Source organism: Pusillimonas sp. (genome assembly GCF_044464525.1).
GTDB lineage: Bacteria > Pseudomonadota > Gammaproteobacteria > Burkholderiales > Burkholderiaceae_B > Pusillimonas.
Window position 1 is genome coordinate 19,930 of record NZ_JBIQLE010000033.1, and the last position, 13,814, is coordinate 33,743.

13 protein-coding genes are annotated in these 13,814 nt (G+C 62.4%); 2 read left to right on the forward strand and 11 right to left on the reverse strand.

Annotated features, from left to right (window positions below; genetic code table 11):
- Positions 1 to 134: 134 nt before the first annotated feature.
- From hslV to accB, 11 genes are all read right to left on the reverse strand, one after another.
- Positions 135 to 668 carry an ATP-dependent protease subunit HslV gene (gene hslV / locus ACIY1O_RS14920; protein WP_397475890.1) on the reverse strand — a complete coding sequence of 178 codons (534 nt, stop codon included), beginning with the start codon at positions 666 to 668 and terminating at the stop codon, positions 135 to 137.
- Between the two features lie 363 nt (positions 669 to 1,031).
- Positions 1,032 to 1,475: an RNA polymerase-binding protein DksA gene (gene dksA / locus ACIY1O_RS14925; protein ID WP_397475891.1), complete on the reverse strand. Its 444-nt coding sequence runs from the start codon at positions 1,473 to 1,475 to the stop codon at positions 1,032 to 1,034.
- 56 nt (positions 1,476 to 1,531) lie between these two features.
- Positions 1,532 to 2,632, reverse strand: coding sequence for a CobW family GTP-binding protein (locus ACIY1O_RS14930; protein WP_397475892.1), 1,101 nt, complete (start codon positions 2,630 to 2,632; stop codon positions 1,532 to 1,534).
- A gap of 314 nt (positions 2,633 to 2,946) precedes the next feature.
- A complete protein-coding gene (locus ACIY1O_RS14935; protein ID WP_397475893.1) occupies positions 2,947 to 3,444 on the reverse strand; it encodes a Fur family transcriptional regulator in 498 nt (165 codons plus the stop codon).
- Positions 3,445 to 3,451: 7 nt separating this feature from the next.
- On the reverse strand, positions 3,452 to 4,156 hold the full coding sequence (locus ACIY1O_RS14940; protein ID WP_397475894.1) for a Crp/Fnr family transcriptional regulator: 705 nt from the start codon (positions 4,154 to 4,156) through the stop codon (positions 3,452 to 3,454).
- Entirely contained in the window at positions 4,156 to 5,196 is a 1,041-nt protein-coding gene (locus tag ACIY1O_RS14945) for a PEP/pyruvate-binding domain-containing protein (RefSeq protein ID WP_397475895.1), read from the reverse strand. Before ACIY1O_RS14945 ends, ACIY1O_RS14940 begins: the two co-directional genes overlap by 1 nt.
- A gap of 52 nt (positions 5,197 to 5,248) precedes the next feature.
- A complete protein-coding gene (locus tag ACIY1O_RS14950) occupies positions 5,249 to 7,075 on the reverse strand; it encodes a PEP-utilizing enzyme (protein WP_397475896.1) in 1,827 nt (608 codons plus the stop codon).
- Positions 7,076 to 7,168: 93 nt separating this feature from the next.
- A complete protein-coding gene (locus ACIY1O_RS14955) occupies positions 7,169 to 8,071 on the reverse strand; it encodes an HAD-IIA family hydrolase (RefSeq protein ID WP_397475897.1) in 903 nt (300 codons plus the stop codon).
- Complete coding sequence (locus tag ACIY1O_RS14960) at positions 8,068 to 9,576, reverse strand: hypothetical protein (protein WP_397475898.1); 1,509 nt, start codon at positions 9,574 to 9,576, stop codon at positions 8,068 to 8,070. Before ACIY1O_RS14960 ends, ACIY1O_RS14955 begins: the two co-directional genes overlap by 4 nt.
- Positions 9,573 to 10,943: an acetyl-CoA carboxylase biotin carboxylase subunit gene (locus ACIY1O_RS14965; RefSeq protein ID WP_397475899.1), complete on the reverse strand. Its 1,371-nt coding sequence runs from the start codon at positions 10,941 to 10,943 to the stop codon at positions 9,573 to 9,575. Before ACIY1O_RS14965 ends, ACIY1O_RS14960 begins: the two co-directional genes overlap by 4 nt.
- Positions 10,940 to 11,461, reverse strand: coding sequence for an acetyl-CoA carboxylase biotin carboxyl carrier protein (accB, locus tag ACIY1O_RS14970; RefSeq protein WP_397475900.1), 522 nt, complete (start codon positions 11,459 to 11,461; stop codon positions 10,940 to 10,942). Before accB ends, ACIY1O_RS14965 begins: the two co-directional genes overlap by 4 nt.
- A gap of 431 nt (positions 11,462 to 11,892) precedes the next feature.
- On the opposite strand from accB, the gene ACIY1O_RS14975 reads away from it, so the two are divergent.
- Together ACIY1O_RS14975 and ACIY1O_RS14980 are read left to right on the forward strand one after the other, a co-directional pair.
- Positions 11,893 to 12,699 carry a metal ABC transporter ATP-binding protein gene (locus ACIY1O_RS14975; protein ID WP_397475901.1) on the forward strand — a complete coding sequence of 269 codons (807 nt, stop codon included), beginning with the start codon at positions 11,893 to 11,895 and terminating at the stop codon, positions 12,697 to 12,699.
- Positions 12,700 to 12,736: 37 nt separating this feature from the next.
- A complete protein-coding gene (locus tag ACIY1O_RS14980; protein ID WP_397475902.1) occupies positions 12,737 to 13,636 on the forward strand; it encodes a metal ABC transporter permease in 900 nt (299 codons plus the stop codon).
- Positions 13,637 to 13,814 lie beyond the last annotated feature (178 nt).

A 13,814-nucleotide genomic window follows, 5' to 3' on the forward strand; every position in this document is an offset into this window, starting at 1 on the left:
ATATATGCCTTGGCGCAAGGGCGTTGTTTGCCCTCGAACCTGGCCGGGCACTGAGCTGGCCCGGCACGGCAGCCCAAGCTGGGCGGGCTGCGCGGGCACGGTAAGCTTCGCCGGCCGCACGCGAGCCGGCGGTGTTAAAGCGTTTCAATGACGTGGTTCTGGTTCGTGTAGATGCACAGGTCGCCCGCGATCTCAAGCGCCTTCTTCACGACCTCTGCCGGGGGCAGTTCGGTGTGCTGCACCAGCGCCAGGGCGGCTGCTTGCGCATAGGCGCCGCCCGAACCGATGGCGGCCAGGCCGTGCTCGGGTTCGAGCACGTCGCCGTTGCCGGTTAGCACTAAAGAATGTTCGCGGTCGGCCACGATAAGCATGGCTTCGAGCCGGCGCAGCACGCGGTCGGTGCGCCAGTCTCGGGTAAGCTCAACGGCGGCGCGCATCAGGTTGCCTTGGTGCTTTTCAAGCTTGGCCTCGAAGCGCTCTTGCAGCGTGAAGGCGTCGGCGGTGGCGCCGGCAAAGCCGGCCAGCACTTTGTCGTGATACAGACGGCGGATTTTGCGCGCCGTGCCTTTGAAAACGATGTTGCCTAAAGTTACCTGTCCGTCGCCGCCGATGGCGACTTCATTGCCGCGGCGAACACACAGGATGGTGGTGGCGTGAAATTGTTCCATGGATTCTTCCTTTGAACTCCTTAGATGAGGACGCCTGGGAGGAATTCAAGGCGGTCCTGGCAATTGCAGGCTATTCCGCCTTGCCTCGTGCACAAAACTTTCCGTTTCCTATGCAAGTCTGCGTACTTATGTATAGAAAAGCGAGTTTTCTATACATGACGGGGTCCGCATTGCCTGCGCAATAGCGACGCTGTTCGCGGCTGAAAAGGGGGTGTGAACGTATCAGAATCGGAAGCTGGGAATAACGATTAGAACGTACGAGGGGGGAAGGGGGAACGGGCGAGGCAGGGTGTATAGGCCTCAGGCAGGTATAGCCCGCGCCCCGCCTGGTGGCAGGACGGGGCGGGCTTGGGCGATTTGGAATTAATCGCCGTAGAGCTTTTGGCGCATTTCGCGGCGTTCTTGCGCTTCGAGCGACAGGTTGGCTGTGGGCCGGGCCAGCAGGCGCTGCAGGCCGATGGGCTCGCCGGTTTCTTCGCACCAGCCGTATTCGCCAGACTCGATCAGCGTCAGCGACTGCTGCACTTTTTTAAGCAGTTTGCGCTCGCGGTCGCGTGTGCGAAGCTCGAGCGCGTGCTCTTCTTCGATAGTGGCGCGGTCGGCCGGGTCGGGCACGAATTGGGTTTCGCGCAGGTTCTCGGTGGTGGTGTCCGCATTCGCCAGAATCTCTGTTTCTAGGGCTTTAAGGCGATTGCGGAAGAACTCGAGCTGGGCCTCGTTCATGTAGTCAGATTCGGGCATAGCCAGAAGTTCTTTTTCTGTGAGCAAATGGCCCGGAGATTTAGTGGCTGGTGTCTTAGTGGCCATGGTCTACCTCTTTTAGTAGTGTCGAGTACGTTCACATAACTCGAGCGAACTTTCGGTTATGGGATTAGGCATTGTTCCAACCCTTGGGTGAAGATTTCCTCGGGAAGTTTTCGGCCGATAAATACCATCTTAGTGTTGGGTTTCTCGTTGGCAAGCCAGGGTTTGCCCGGCTCTGCGCCCATCATCATGTGCACGCCCTGGAATAAAAGGCGGCGCTTGCTGCCTTTAACGTACAAAATACCTTTATAGCGCAGAAGGTCTTCGCCGTAGACCTGGACGACGCCGCCCAGGAAGTCTTCGAGGCGATTCGGGTCGAACGGACGGTTGGAGCGAAACACGAATGCGCCGATATCATCGTTGTGGTGATGATGATGGTGGTGGTGCCCGTGTTCGTGCCCGCAAGCGGGGCCGCAATCGCCGTCGTGCTCGTGCTCGTGGTCATGCCCATGCCCATGTTCGTGGTCGTGTGCCGCGTCGGGGTGCTCTTCGGCTAGGAATTCAGGGTCGATATCCAGAATGGTGTTCAGGTTGAAGCCGCTGACATCAAGCAGCGACTTGATATCGGCCTCTCCGAAATGCACAGGCGTAATGGGCGCGCGCGGATTGATCTGCACCAGGCGCGAGCGCAGTGCTTGGTAGTCGGCCTCGTTGACCAGGTCTTTCTTGGAAACCAGGATCATGTCGGCAAAGCCCACTTGCTTTTGGGCTTCTTCTTGCTTGTCGAGGGTTTCCATGCCGTGCTTGGCATCAACCACGGTTATGACGGAATCAAGCCGGTAGTAGCCCGCGACGTCGTCATCCATGAAGAAGGTTTGGCACACCGGCCCGGGGTTGGCCATGCCGGTGGTTTCAAGAATGACGCGGTCAAAATGAACTTCGCCGGCGATGCGCTTTTCGCGCAGTTCGGACAGGGCGCGTTGAAGATCGCCGCGAATGGTGCAGCAGACGCAGCCGTTGCTTAGCTCGATGATTTGTTCGTCGCGCTCTTGAACCAGAAGCTCGTTGTCGATGCTTTCGGGCCCGAACTCGTTTTCAATGACGGCGATTTTTTGGCCATGGTTTTCGGTAAGGATGCGCTTGAGCAACGTGGTTTTACCCGCGCCCAGAAAACCTGTAAGTATGGTGACCGGAACCATTTTGTCTAGACCTGATGCCATCGTTATGCTCGCTTTTTGCGGCATGCGAACTGCAAGGCGGCGCTAAAGGTTAGAGGGTTGTTGTTGGCAAACGCATCTACCGTATCGGCGACTTCACCAGGTAATTCCATACCGCACTAAAAATCATACAACGTGCGATTACAGCACAGCCGGACCGGAAGAGCAAACGTTGGGCCCAAGCTTCCATGTTTTCCGGAAAACCGTTGCAACACACGGAGTTACAGAATACACCGCTGGATAAATTTTGCCTCGGCGCGTCGGAGAGGCAGTGGGCTGGGCGGTGGGTGACCCGATCGAGCGGCTCGGAACAGACGCTAATGTTGATGTCCGGGCAGCGGTTCATTATGGGCCTGCGCATGGCAGGCGCTGCAAAGTGCGCGCAGTTCGGTTTCGTGGTGGCTTAGGACAAAACCCGCCGAGGCGACCTTGGCGGCAAGCCGGCGGCTTAAGGCGGGGTCGCTGAACTCGGCCACCGCGCCGCAGTTGGTGCAGATAACCAGCAAGTCGTGCGGCTCGCCGCCGGCGTCCAGGCAGGCCGACCAGGCATTGACGGCGTCAAGGCGATGGATCAGGCCTTCTTCGATAAGGAAATCAAGTGCGCGATATACCGTGGGCGGCGCCGCGCCTGGCTGCACTCGGCGGATTTCATCCAGCAATTCATAGGCTTTGACGCTGCGCCGCTGCTCGAGAAGAATCTCGAGCACCTTGCGGCGTATGGGCGTGAGCCGCTTGCCGCGTTGGCGGCACAGGGTCTCGGCGGTGTCCAGTTGGGCCGCCACCGAGCCGGGGGAGGAGGTTTTGATCGCGGACATGGCCCGATTATCGCATTCGGGCGGCCAATGCGTCGATATCGCGGATGGAAATGGCGCCATAGCCCAGTTCGATCAGGCCTTCGCGCTTTAGGGTAAGCAGCGCCATATTGCACCGTTGGCGGGAAACCATGGCCAGGTTGGCGACTTCTTCTTGGGAAATAAGCAGGTGATGCAGGCCCAGGGGGTTGAGCAGGGGGTGGACTAGCCCCCACAGCGCGCGGATCACCAGATGTTCGGCGTCCAGCAGGCGGTGGGCGGCCATCGAGCCCATGAACCAATGCAGGCGCTCGTTGATCTGGCGCAACAGGAACTCGTTGAAGCTGGGCTCGGTCCGGCGCAGCCAATCGAAGGTGGCGCGCGGCAGCATGGCGACGCGGCTGTCCCGCAAGGCAATGATGTCGGCCTGCCGGGGTTGCGAGCGCAGCAGTGTGCCTTCGCCAAACCAGCTTCCCACCGATTGGCCGCCCAATGTCACGGTGCGGCCGTCTATCGCGTTTACCGACCATTTCAACAGCCCCTCCATCACCCCGAACCAGTGGTGTTGCGTTTCGCCTTGGTGGCCCAAGGCGTCGCCGACGCCGATGGTGCGCTCGATCAGGTCGTCCCGCACGTGGGACTTTGCCTTGGCGCCAAGGGGCTCAAACCAGTCGGCGCCGCTAAGTAGCTGGTCGCGGCTTAGTGAAATGGTCTGTATGTGCAAGGGGCGGGTCATTACCGGGTGGCGGCCAGGACGCTGGCCGTCAACTGGCCAAGGCCTTCGTCCAGGGGCGATGCGGCTTTATGGGCGGTTACGGTAACAGGTCTGCATTGCAGCATCACCAGGTTGTCACCCGAAGAAAGCTCCCGGTCGATGGCGAACTCGATGTCTTGCGGCGCGCCCCGCATGCGTTCGAGCCGTTTGCCCACTTTGGCCAGCGCCAGTGCTTCGCTGTCGCTGAGGCTGAACATTGCGCGCCGTTCTTCTTCAACGGCGCGCGTCGTGCCGTCTGGTAGATACTCGAGGTGCTTGTTGCCCAGCACGCGGTCAAGGACTTGGCCCTCGACTTTTGCGATGACGAAGCGGTCGGGCGTGACGTCGCCGCCCACCACGCCCAGGCCCAGCCCGTGGCAGGCTTCGATCACGATGCGCGAGCGGTCGCCGGTGGTGGGGCTGATCGTGAACATCACGCCGGCAGCGCGGGCATTGACCATTTTCTGGATGACGACCGCCATGTTGACGGCCAGGGGGTCGATGCCGTTTTTCCAGGAATAACTCAAGGCGCGCGCTGAAAAGACGCTGGCCCAGCAGCGGCGGACATGAAGTTCGACCTGGTCGGCGCTTTGCAGACCTACGTAGGTTTCGTATTCGCCCGCGAAGCTGGTTCCCTCGGCGTCTTCGGCGGTGGCGCTGGAGCGCACGGCAACGGCCAACTGCGGCAGTTGCAGGGCTTGCGCCAAGCCGGTGTAGCTTTGCGTGATGACGTTCCGCAGTTCGGCGGGCATGGGCGTCTGGTCGAACCATGGTGTGACTTCGCGCTCGAGCGTTTCGCGCGCTTCGTGCGAGTTGCGGTCGATGTCGGCCGTGGCTTGGCGCAAGCGTCCGGCCAGGCCGGTGGTTTCAAGATAGTGCCGATGCGCCGAGGTGGCGATGATGAAGCCCGGAGAGACAGGGATGCCGGCCTGGGCCATCAGCGCCAGCCCGTGGCCCTTTCCGCCCACTTGTAACGGTTCCAAGGCGCTTGGTTGTTCGAAAGTCAGGGTCCAGTCTTGCATTGCTGTCGTCTCCTTTGGCTGCATATTGGTGGTTGGGGGAAAGGGTGGGGCGTTATACCGAAAGTTGCTCCACCGTGCCCTTGTAGCCGTCGATGCGCACGCGCTGCCCGGTTTTGAGCTGGGCCGTGGCAAAGCCGGTACTGACCACCGCCGGCATGCCGTATTCGCGGCATACGATGGCGGCGTGGCTCATGAGCCCGCCGATGTCCGTAACGACGCCGCCCACCACCGAAAATGCGGAGGCCCACGAGGGTGCGGTAATGGCGGCGACCAGGATTTCGCCGGGCTGCAACAGGCTGATTTCATTCTCGTGGCGGATCACCCGCACGATGCCCTCGACTACGCCCGGCGAGGCGGCAATGCCCTGCAAGGCGGCGGTATTGTCTCCGCGTGCTTGGGCGAGCCATTGCTGCACGCGTTCGGTGGTGACGCCGTAGTTCATGATGGCGAAGGGGTCGGTGACCTCTTTTGGCGGCGTGCCGTAGGCCGGTGCGGCGGTTTCGGTGCGCAATGCGGCCATGATCTTGCGGCGCGCGTCGATCTTGCGCGCCCAGTGCTGGACGCCGCGCGCCGGCACGCCGATCGCCCACGATTCGATCATGTCGAACAAGGCCTGGTCGATCTCGAAGCGGTTTAGATAATAAAAATCGTCGGCTTGGCGGAAGAAGCCGGAGGTGACGAAAACCTGGGCCAAGTCTCGTGCTTTTTGCCAGAACACAGCATGGCTCCAGTGCTCGACGTAGATGTTGTGTTCCTCGATATAGGGGAATACGTTGCGCGACAGGGCCAGCGCCTCGTCGAAGGCCGTGGCCTCTTCGGGGGCAAGCAGTGCGCGATATTCGGTCACGATTTCGTCGCGGTCTTCGTGCAGTTGCTCGACGGGGCGGTCGATGACCTCGCCGTTGCGCAACAGTTCGGTATAGCGGCTGATGGCCAGCAAAGGGATGGACAGGTTTTCGTTCCAGGTTTCCTGGTCGTGCAGGAAGCCGTATTCGGCAAAATAGTTGAACCAGGGGTCGCGGATTTCTTCCAGCGAAGCCAGCCAGCGTTCGCCGCCGGGCAGCTTGCCGATGTCGGTCAGAATGCTGCTGGCAGGCTTGGCGGCGTCGATGGCCGAGTCGACCTTGAGCTCGACCGCCAGCTTGGCCAGGCGGCGAAGCTCATCGTCGGGGCGGAAGGCCATGCCTTCCACACCGGCCACCATGCGGGCGATGGTCTGATCCTGGATCTCGGGAAAGGCCTTTTTGCACAGGTCGAAAAATACCAGGTAGGCGCCGTAGCCCAGGCCCAGCATCTCGAAGTGATACTGCCAGACCAGGAAGAAGTCGTTGACCAGGCGGTGGTAGTTTTCGACAAGATCCCACGAAACAGAACGGCCGCGGCCTTCGGTGACGACCTCGATAGGCTCGATTTCGGGCAGGGTGTCGAATTGCAATGAGTTCATGCGCTGCACCGCCTCGGTCATTTTTTCTTTCCAGTTGGCGTATAGCGAATCCCAGTTTTTATAGTAGTGGCCGGCGCGCTCCTGGAAAAGAGCCAGGCGGCGCTGGATTTCTTCCGGATCGGTTACGGCCTGGGGGCAGATGTACACGTAGCCGTTGACCATGCGCACGTCGAGCCCCAGTGCGGCGGGCAGCACGACGCTGCGGGCGCCGTTGACGCCGCAGCCGTAATAGACGGCCTCGGCGCCGATGCTGTCGAAGGGATGCACCGCGCGGGACCAGTGCATTGAGTCGGCGAACCAGAAGCGTTTCTGTTCGAAATCCCGGCCCTCGGGCTGGGAAATCAGGAAGTACGGGTACATGTCTTCCCAGCCTTCGGCGCCGGCCGGGCAGGCCGCGTCATGCAGGTAGGGGAAGCGGTGGGTGGGGGTGTTCATGGCTTGTCTCCTGTTGGTATGGGTGCTGCCTATGGTTTTATGGCACTTCTGGCGCATTTCATGGCGTTCCGGTGCTTGTCGCTGCCTGTGGAATCAGGGAACTACGCTGTGCAACTGCTTGAAGAGTTCTCCGACGTCTTTGGCCACCCAGTGGGGGCGTTGCTCGTCGGGTAGGTGGGGCAGGGCATCGGCGTGGGTGGCGCCGCTTAACACTAGTACGCCCAGGGCGCCCATCTGGCGCGCCAGCACGATTTCGGCCGCGGCAGCGTCTCCGACGATGACGATGCGGCTGTCAGGCCCGCCCAGGCGGCGGCGCAAGCCGGCGCCAAGTTCGGGCGATGGCTTCCCGCACACGATGGGGCTGGCGCCGGTTACCGATGCAATGGCGCGGGCGATGGCCGACGATACGGCGATGCTGCGCTTGACGCCGCCGTGGAACCAGGGCGAGGCCACCGAGGTATAAAGCGGCGCGCCATGGTCGGCAATGCTCAGGCAGGCGGCGTTGAGATTGCTTGAGTTGTAGTGGTCGGCGGCCCCGACCACTACCGCCTGTGCGTCGCTGGCGTCGGAATCGGCCAGCTCCAGGCCTGCGGCGCGGACAGCCTCGACCATGCCTTCGTCGCCCACCACCAGCACCCGGGCGCCTGGATGGGCGCGGGCGATGGTGTCGGCCGCCGCGGTGGCCGCCGTCATCATCTCGTGGTCGGCGATATCCAGGCCGATATGGCGCAGATGCGCGGCATAGGTGGCAACCGTGCGCTGCGAGGCGTTGGTGCAGATCACAAATTGGCGCTCGTGGCGGCGCAGCCAATCCAGCAACTGGGCGGCGCCTTCTATAAGTTGCCCCCCCGCGCCTCCGGCCTTGCTGGTTCTGACCAGGCAGCCGTCCACGTCCAGCATCCAGCCGTCGGCTCGGGCCAGGTCGGCCAGGATGTTGGCGGCGTCGCGCGGTGCTTGCGGCGATTCTGAAAAATCGACGGCGGGTTTTGTGGTCATGGCTTGGCGTCTCCTTCGGGGCCGGTGCGCCGGCCGGATAATGTCAGCGTTGCGTCGCCTTGCATGACCCGGATGGACAGTGGACGCTGCGGGTCGGACAGGGCCGAGGCCAATTCACGCAAGCCGGTGTCAGAGCCCGAGGCCCGCGCGCGCCGAGCGCCTTCGCGCTCTTGAATCATGGCGTCCATCTGCTCGGCGGGCATGACGGCTCGCAGCAGCAGGTCTTCGTCGCTGAGATTGCCGCCGAAACGGCGCCGCAGCTCGTCCAGCGAGGGAGCCGCCGGTTCTTCTTGCCGCGCCCGCTGCCGGGCTCGCGGCAGGTCGCTGGCGCGCTGCAATAGATCGGGGTCGATGGGGCCGGGCATGGGCCCCCAATCGCCCAGCAGCATGTCGACGACTTCGTCGCTGATGCGCTGGTAACGCTCGCCGGACATGACGTTCAGGGCGGCCTGGGTGACGATGTATTGCGCGAAGGGAGTGACCACAATCGGCCAGCCCAGGTCGGCCCGCACCTGCTGGGCTTCTTCGACCACCGCCGGCATAAGGTGTTCTTTGCCCATTTCCTTGAGCTGGCGGGCCGTGGTGCTTAGCACCCCGCCCGGCAGCGTGTGGCGATAGTAGGCTTCGTCGTAAAGCAGCGGCCGGCCCTCGGGCAAATTGCGCAGGCGCGCTTCCCGCCACAACTGGTCCGATGCTTTCTGCATGGCTTCTAGATTGACGTCGACGCTGTGGCCGCGCGCCCGCAGGTTGTGCACCAGTTGCAGGGCGGAGGCATGCGATGCGCCTTCGGCCAGCGGGGGCAGGGCGCAGTGTAGTTTGTGCAGGCCCAGGTCGGCGCCCTCGAGCAGGGTCAGCGGCGCTAGGCCGGTATTGCAATGGGTGTGAAGCTCGTCGATGGCTTTGTGCTTCAGACCGCTGCGCAGGCTGGGCACCAGGGTTCGCAGCCTGTCGGGTGTGAGCAGGCCGGCTGGGTCCTTGATGTAGATGGAATCGATGGCGTTGCAATCGTCGAACTGCGAGATTTTTTCGGTGAAGTATTCGTCGGTGTGGACGGGGCTGATCGTATAGCACAGCCCGCCGATCACCTCTTCGAAGCCGGCCTCTTTGGCAAGACGGGCGGTGGCCATGGCGGCTTGCATGTCGTGCATGGGGTCGATGACCCACATGCGGGTGACGCCATGGCGGCGCAGCAGCTCGAACGCCAGCTTGAACAGATTGGGCGGCGTGCGCGAAAAGGTGATGAAGCGCTTGCCGGTGGTCAGGAAGCCGAGGGTGGTGTCGGGCGCGGCGCGTCGCAGGGCGTCCAGGCGGTCCCAGGGATCTTCGCGGTGGTAGCGAACGGCCGTGGCGAACATGGTGCTGGTGGCGGCCTCGGCGGCATGGTAGTCCGCGTTGTTCAGGTGCGGGGCGACGCGCTCGATGGTGCGGGTGCGCACGCCGACCGCGCCCCAGATGCTTTGGTTTCCGTCGCGCAGGCTTACATCGATGAGTCGGACGTCGGTCATGACGAGGCTCCCATGAGGCGGGGCAGAGCTTGTTCAAGCCAGCGGGTGGTTACAGTGTTGCCGATTACCTCGGGGGCGTGGACAAGCTGCTTGAGCAAGGGCAGGTTGGTGGGCGGCCCTTCAAGGTCGAGCCCCTCCAGGGCTTGGCGCAGGCGCCGCAACGCGGCGTCGCGGTCGGGGCCGTAGGCGATGAGCTTTGCCATCAGGGCGTCGTAGTGGGGCGGAAACCGGTAGTTTTCATGGACATGGGTGTCAAGCCGCACCCCGCCCAACGGAGCCGGCCGCCATCGCGTCAAGGTGCCCGGAGACGGCGCAAGCCCGTTGTGCGCATCTTGCGCGGTAAGGCGCAGTTCGATGGCGTGGCCCTCCAGGCGGATGTCGTCCTGGCTTAGGGAAAGCGGATGGCCCAGCGCGACCAGCAATTGCTCGCGAACCAGGTCGACGCCGGTGACGGCTTCGGTAACCGGGTGCTCGACCTGGACGCGTGGGTTCACTTCAAGAAAGCACCATGCGTCGCGCTGTACGTCGTAAAGAAATTCGATGGTGCCCAGGCTGACATAATTGATCTGCCTGGCCAGGCTAAGCGCATAGCCATGCAACTCTCGCCGCGCAGCGTCGCTCAAGGCCGTGCAGGGGGCTTCTTCGAGCATTTTCTGGTAGCGGTGCTGCACCGAGCATTCGCGTTCGCCCAGATGGATGTGGTTGCCATGGCGATCGCCCAGAATCTGTACCTCGATGTGCTTTGCGTCTGCCACGAAGCGCTCGACGAATACGGTGCCGTCTCCGAACGCGGCCTGGGCTTCGGAAGCGGCCAGTTCCCAGGCGGCGACAAGGCCGGTGGCATTGTGCACCAGCTTCATGCCTCGCCCGCCGCCGCCGAAGGCGGCTTTGACCAGCACGGGATAGCCGATTTCTTGAGCGAGCTCGAGTGCCTGGCTGCCTGATGCGGTGGGCCCGCCCGGCGACACTGGGACGCCGGCGGCCTGGGCCGCTTCCCGGGCGCTGAGCTTGTCGCCCAGTATCTCAAGGTGTTCGGGGTTGGGACCAACGAAAATTAAGCCGTTGTCCGCGCAGGCCCTGGCCAGCTCGATGCGCTCGGATAAAAACCCATACCCCGGATGCAGGGCCGTGCAGCCGGTGGCGACCGCCGCGTGGATGACCGCGTCGACATTGAGATAGCTTTTGGAGGCGTGGGCGGGGCCCAGCACCACGGTTCTGCCCGCGCGCCGCGCGGGCAGCGAATGCTGGTCGAACTCGGAGACACCCAATACGGTGGCGAAGCCGAGGCGATCGCAGGCTTCGATGATCCGAAGCGCGATCTCGCCTCGGTTGGCGACGAAAACCTTGCACGGGGCGCCGGTGCTCATGGCGCTTCCGCTTCCTGGATGCTGAACAGCGGTTGGCCGAACTCGACCAGTTCGCCGTTTTGGGCGTGGACGGCCACCACGGTGCCGCGCATCTCGGCGTGTATGGAGTTCATGAGCTTCATGACCTCAATGATGCAGACGACTGAATCGGGCTGCACGGTATCGCCAACCTGGACAAACGCCGGTTCCCCGGGCTTGGAAGCGGCGTAGAAGGTGCCGAGCATGGGCGCGGTGATGACTTTGGCGCCGGGCGCCGGCTGTGGAAGTATGGGCGGGTTGGCTGTTGCGGCGCGGGCCGGGGCGATGTTGCCGGCCGGCGCCCGCGGGGCGGCCTCGGCGGCCGAGGCGGAGCTTGACGCGGTCGCGGCCAAGGCTGGCGCAGGCATGTCGAGAAGGTTTGCTTCGCCGCCCCTTCGCACTACGATCTGGGTGTCGCCTTTTTCGTAGCGAAACTCTGTAAAGTCGGCTTCTTTCAGCAGCGTCACCAATGAGGCGAGTTCGGCAAGGTCTATATCCATAGCGTGCCCTTTGTCTCCCGTGGCGGGAATTAAGATTTGTATTTTTATGTAGTGTAGGCACGCTGCGCGCGCCGATCTGTCAAGGTGGCGACATTTGCGGACAGGGATTTCACTGATGGGCTGTTCAGGCAGCGCACGAAGAAGACAGCTTGGCCGGGCTGTCTGGCAGGCATATTTTTTAAGGCCTTTAGCACCCACATTGCATGGGCTGGCGGTGGAAATGTTATAACATAACCTGCTCTGTCAAGAATTGACTCTACTCCACCGATTCCACTCCAAATGCCCCGCTCCGCCTTATTTCCACGTCGCGCGAAAGCCTACCGAGGTTCCTCTGTGCTTGCCTCCGCTGGCGGCAGGGCGCTTCGCGTGCTGGTCGCGGTGGCGTTTCTGTGGGGCCTTACCGGCTGGGCAATGGGATGGTGGTAGGCGCGATGGCCGGTTTCCCCGCCGATTCCACGGCTGTTTCTTCCTCGCCAGGCGCCGGCGCAAATGCTGCCGTTGCGCCGGCTTCGAAGCACGGCGAAACGCCGCCCGCCATTGAATTGGACGAGGTATCCCTGGGCTGGCGCGGCCGCATTGCGGTTCGGGACGTCAGCGGCGTGTTCAGGCGGGGTACGCTGACCGCGGTGGTGGGGCCTAACGGGGCGGGCAAATCTACCTTGCTTAAAGGCGTGATGGGCCTGCTTAATCCACTGAAGGGCCGTATACATGTGGCCGATGACCCGCGCCGCGACCTTGCCTTTTTGCCGCAGGCGGGCGAACTTGATCGCAGCTTTCCCATCACCGTGTACGATCTGGTCGCCATGGGAGCCTGGCGTCGCGTGGGGGCGTGGCGCGGCTTTTCCAAGCAAGAGCATGAACGCGTCGAGCAAGCGCTCGAGGTAGTGGGCCTGTCTGATTTCCGGCACCGCATTGTCGGCACGTTGTCGGGGGGGCAATTGCAGCGTGCGCTGTTTGCACGGCTGCTGCTGCACGAGGCGCGCACGATGTTGTTGGATGAGCCGTTCGCCGCCATCGACCGCGACACCACCGACGACCTGATGCGATTGTTGATGGCGTGGCATGCTGAAGGCGGCACCATCATCGCCGTCTTGCATGATCTGGAAATGGTGCGAGCCTGTTTTCCAAAGACCTTGCTGCTGGCCGGCCAGGTGGTGGCCTGGGGTGAGACCGACGCTGTGCTGACGCCCGAGAACCTGCATTTGGCGCGACACCTGTGCGCAGGAGACTACCTATGATGAAGGTCGTGGCTGACGGCATTGCGGGTGACGGTGTATGAGCTGGGCTCTGGAATACCTGTGGAGCCCTTTCGTCGACTACAGTTTCATGCGTCGAGGGCTGGCGGGTTCGCTTGCCTTGGCGTTTGCCGCCGGCCCCCTTGGTGTTTTTCTGGTGCTGCGCCGCATGAGCCTGATGGGCGACGCCATGGCCCACGCCATTTTGCCGGGCGTGGCAGTAGGCTTTTTGACGGCGGGGCTATCAGTAGGGGCAATGACGGTGGGCGGGATGATCACCGGCATTGTGGTGGCGATGCTGGCCGGGCTGGTGGCACGGTGGACGCCACTGCGCGAGGACGCCAGCTTCGCCTCTTTCTACCTTATTTCTCTGGGCCTGGGTGTGTTGCTGGTGTCTTTGCGTGGGTCGAACATGGATTTGATTCACGTGCTGTTCGGAACGGTGTTGGGGCTGAATGATGCGGCCCTGCTGCTGGTGGCGGCCAGCGCCAGCGTGACCTTGCCGGCTTTGGCCCTTATCTATCGTCCCCTGGTGCTCGAGTGCCTCGACCCTGCCTTCTTACGGGCCGAGCGCGGCCGGGGTTCGCTCGCCCATATGCTGTTCTTGCTGCTTCTGGTCATGACACTGGTGTCCGGGTTCCAGGTGCTGGGCACCTTGATGGTGGTGGGCATTATGATGCTTCCTGCCACCGCGGCCAGGTTCTGGGCGCGCACGGCCGGCCGGCAGATGGTTTTGGCGGCGGCAGTGGGTTCGGTATCTTGTTATGCGGGGCTTCTGGTTTCTTTTTATGCAGATGTGCCCGCATCATCCGCTATCATCCTCTCTGCCGGCTGCATTTATCTTTTTTCGGTGGCGGCAGGGCCGTATGGCGGGTTGTTCCAGGCGGCGCGGCAGGCGTATGCTCGACGTCGACGATTGACACAAAATTTAACGCCGTAACCTCGCTATGTTCATAGCACCGCGATTGCGCCGGCGGAATGATTCGGCGTGTTTTTCGGAAAATACCCACCATGGTTAGAACGACGTCTCGCAGTGGCGTTTCACGCGGCTGGCGGTTGGTTGGGACCCTGTTCCTGACCTTGAATATAGCGGCTGCCACGGCTACTACACTTGATAA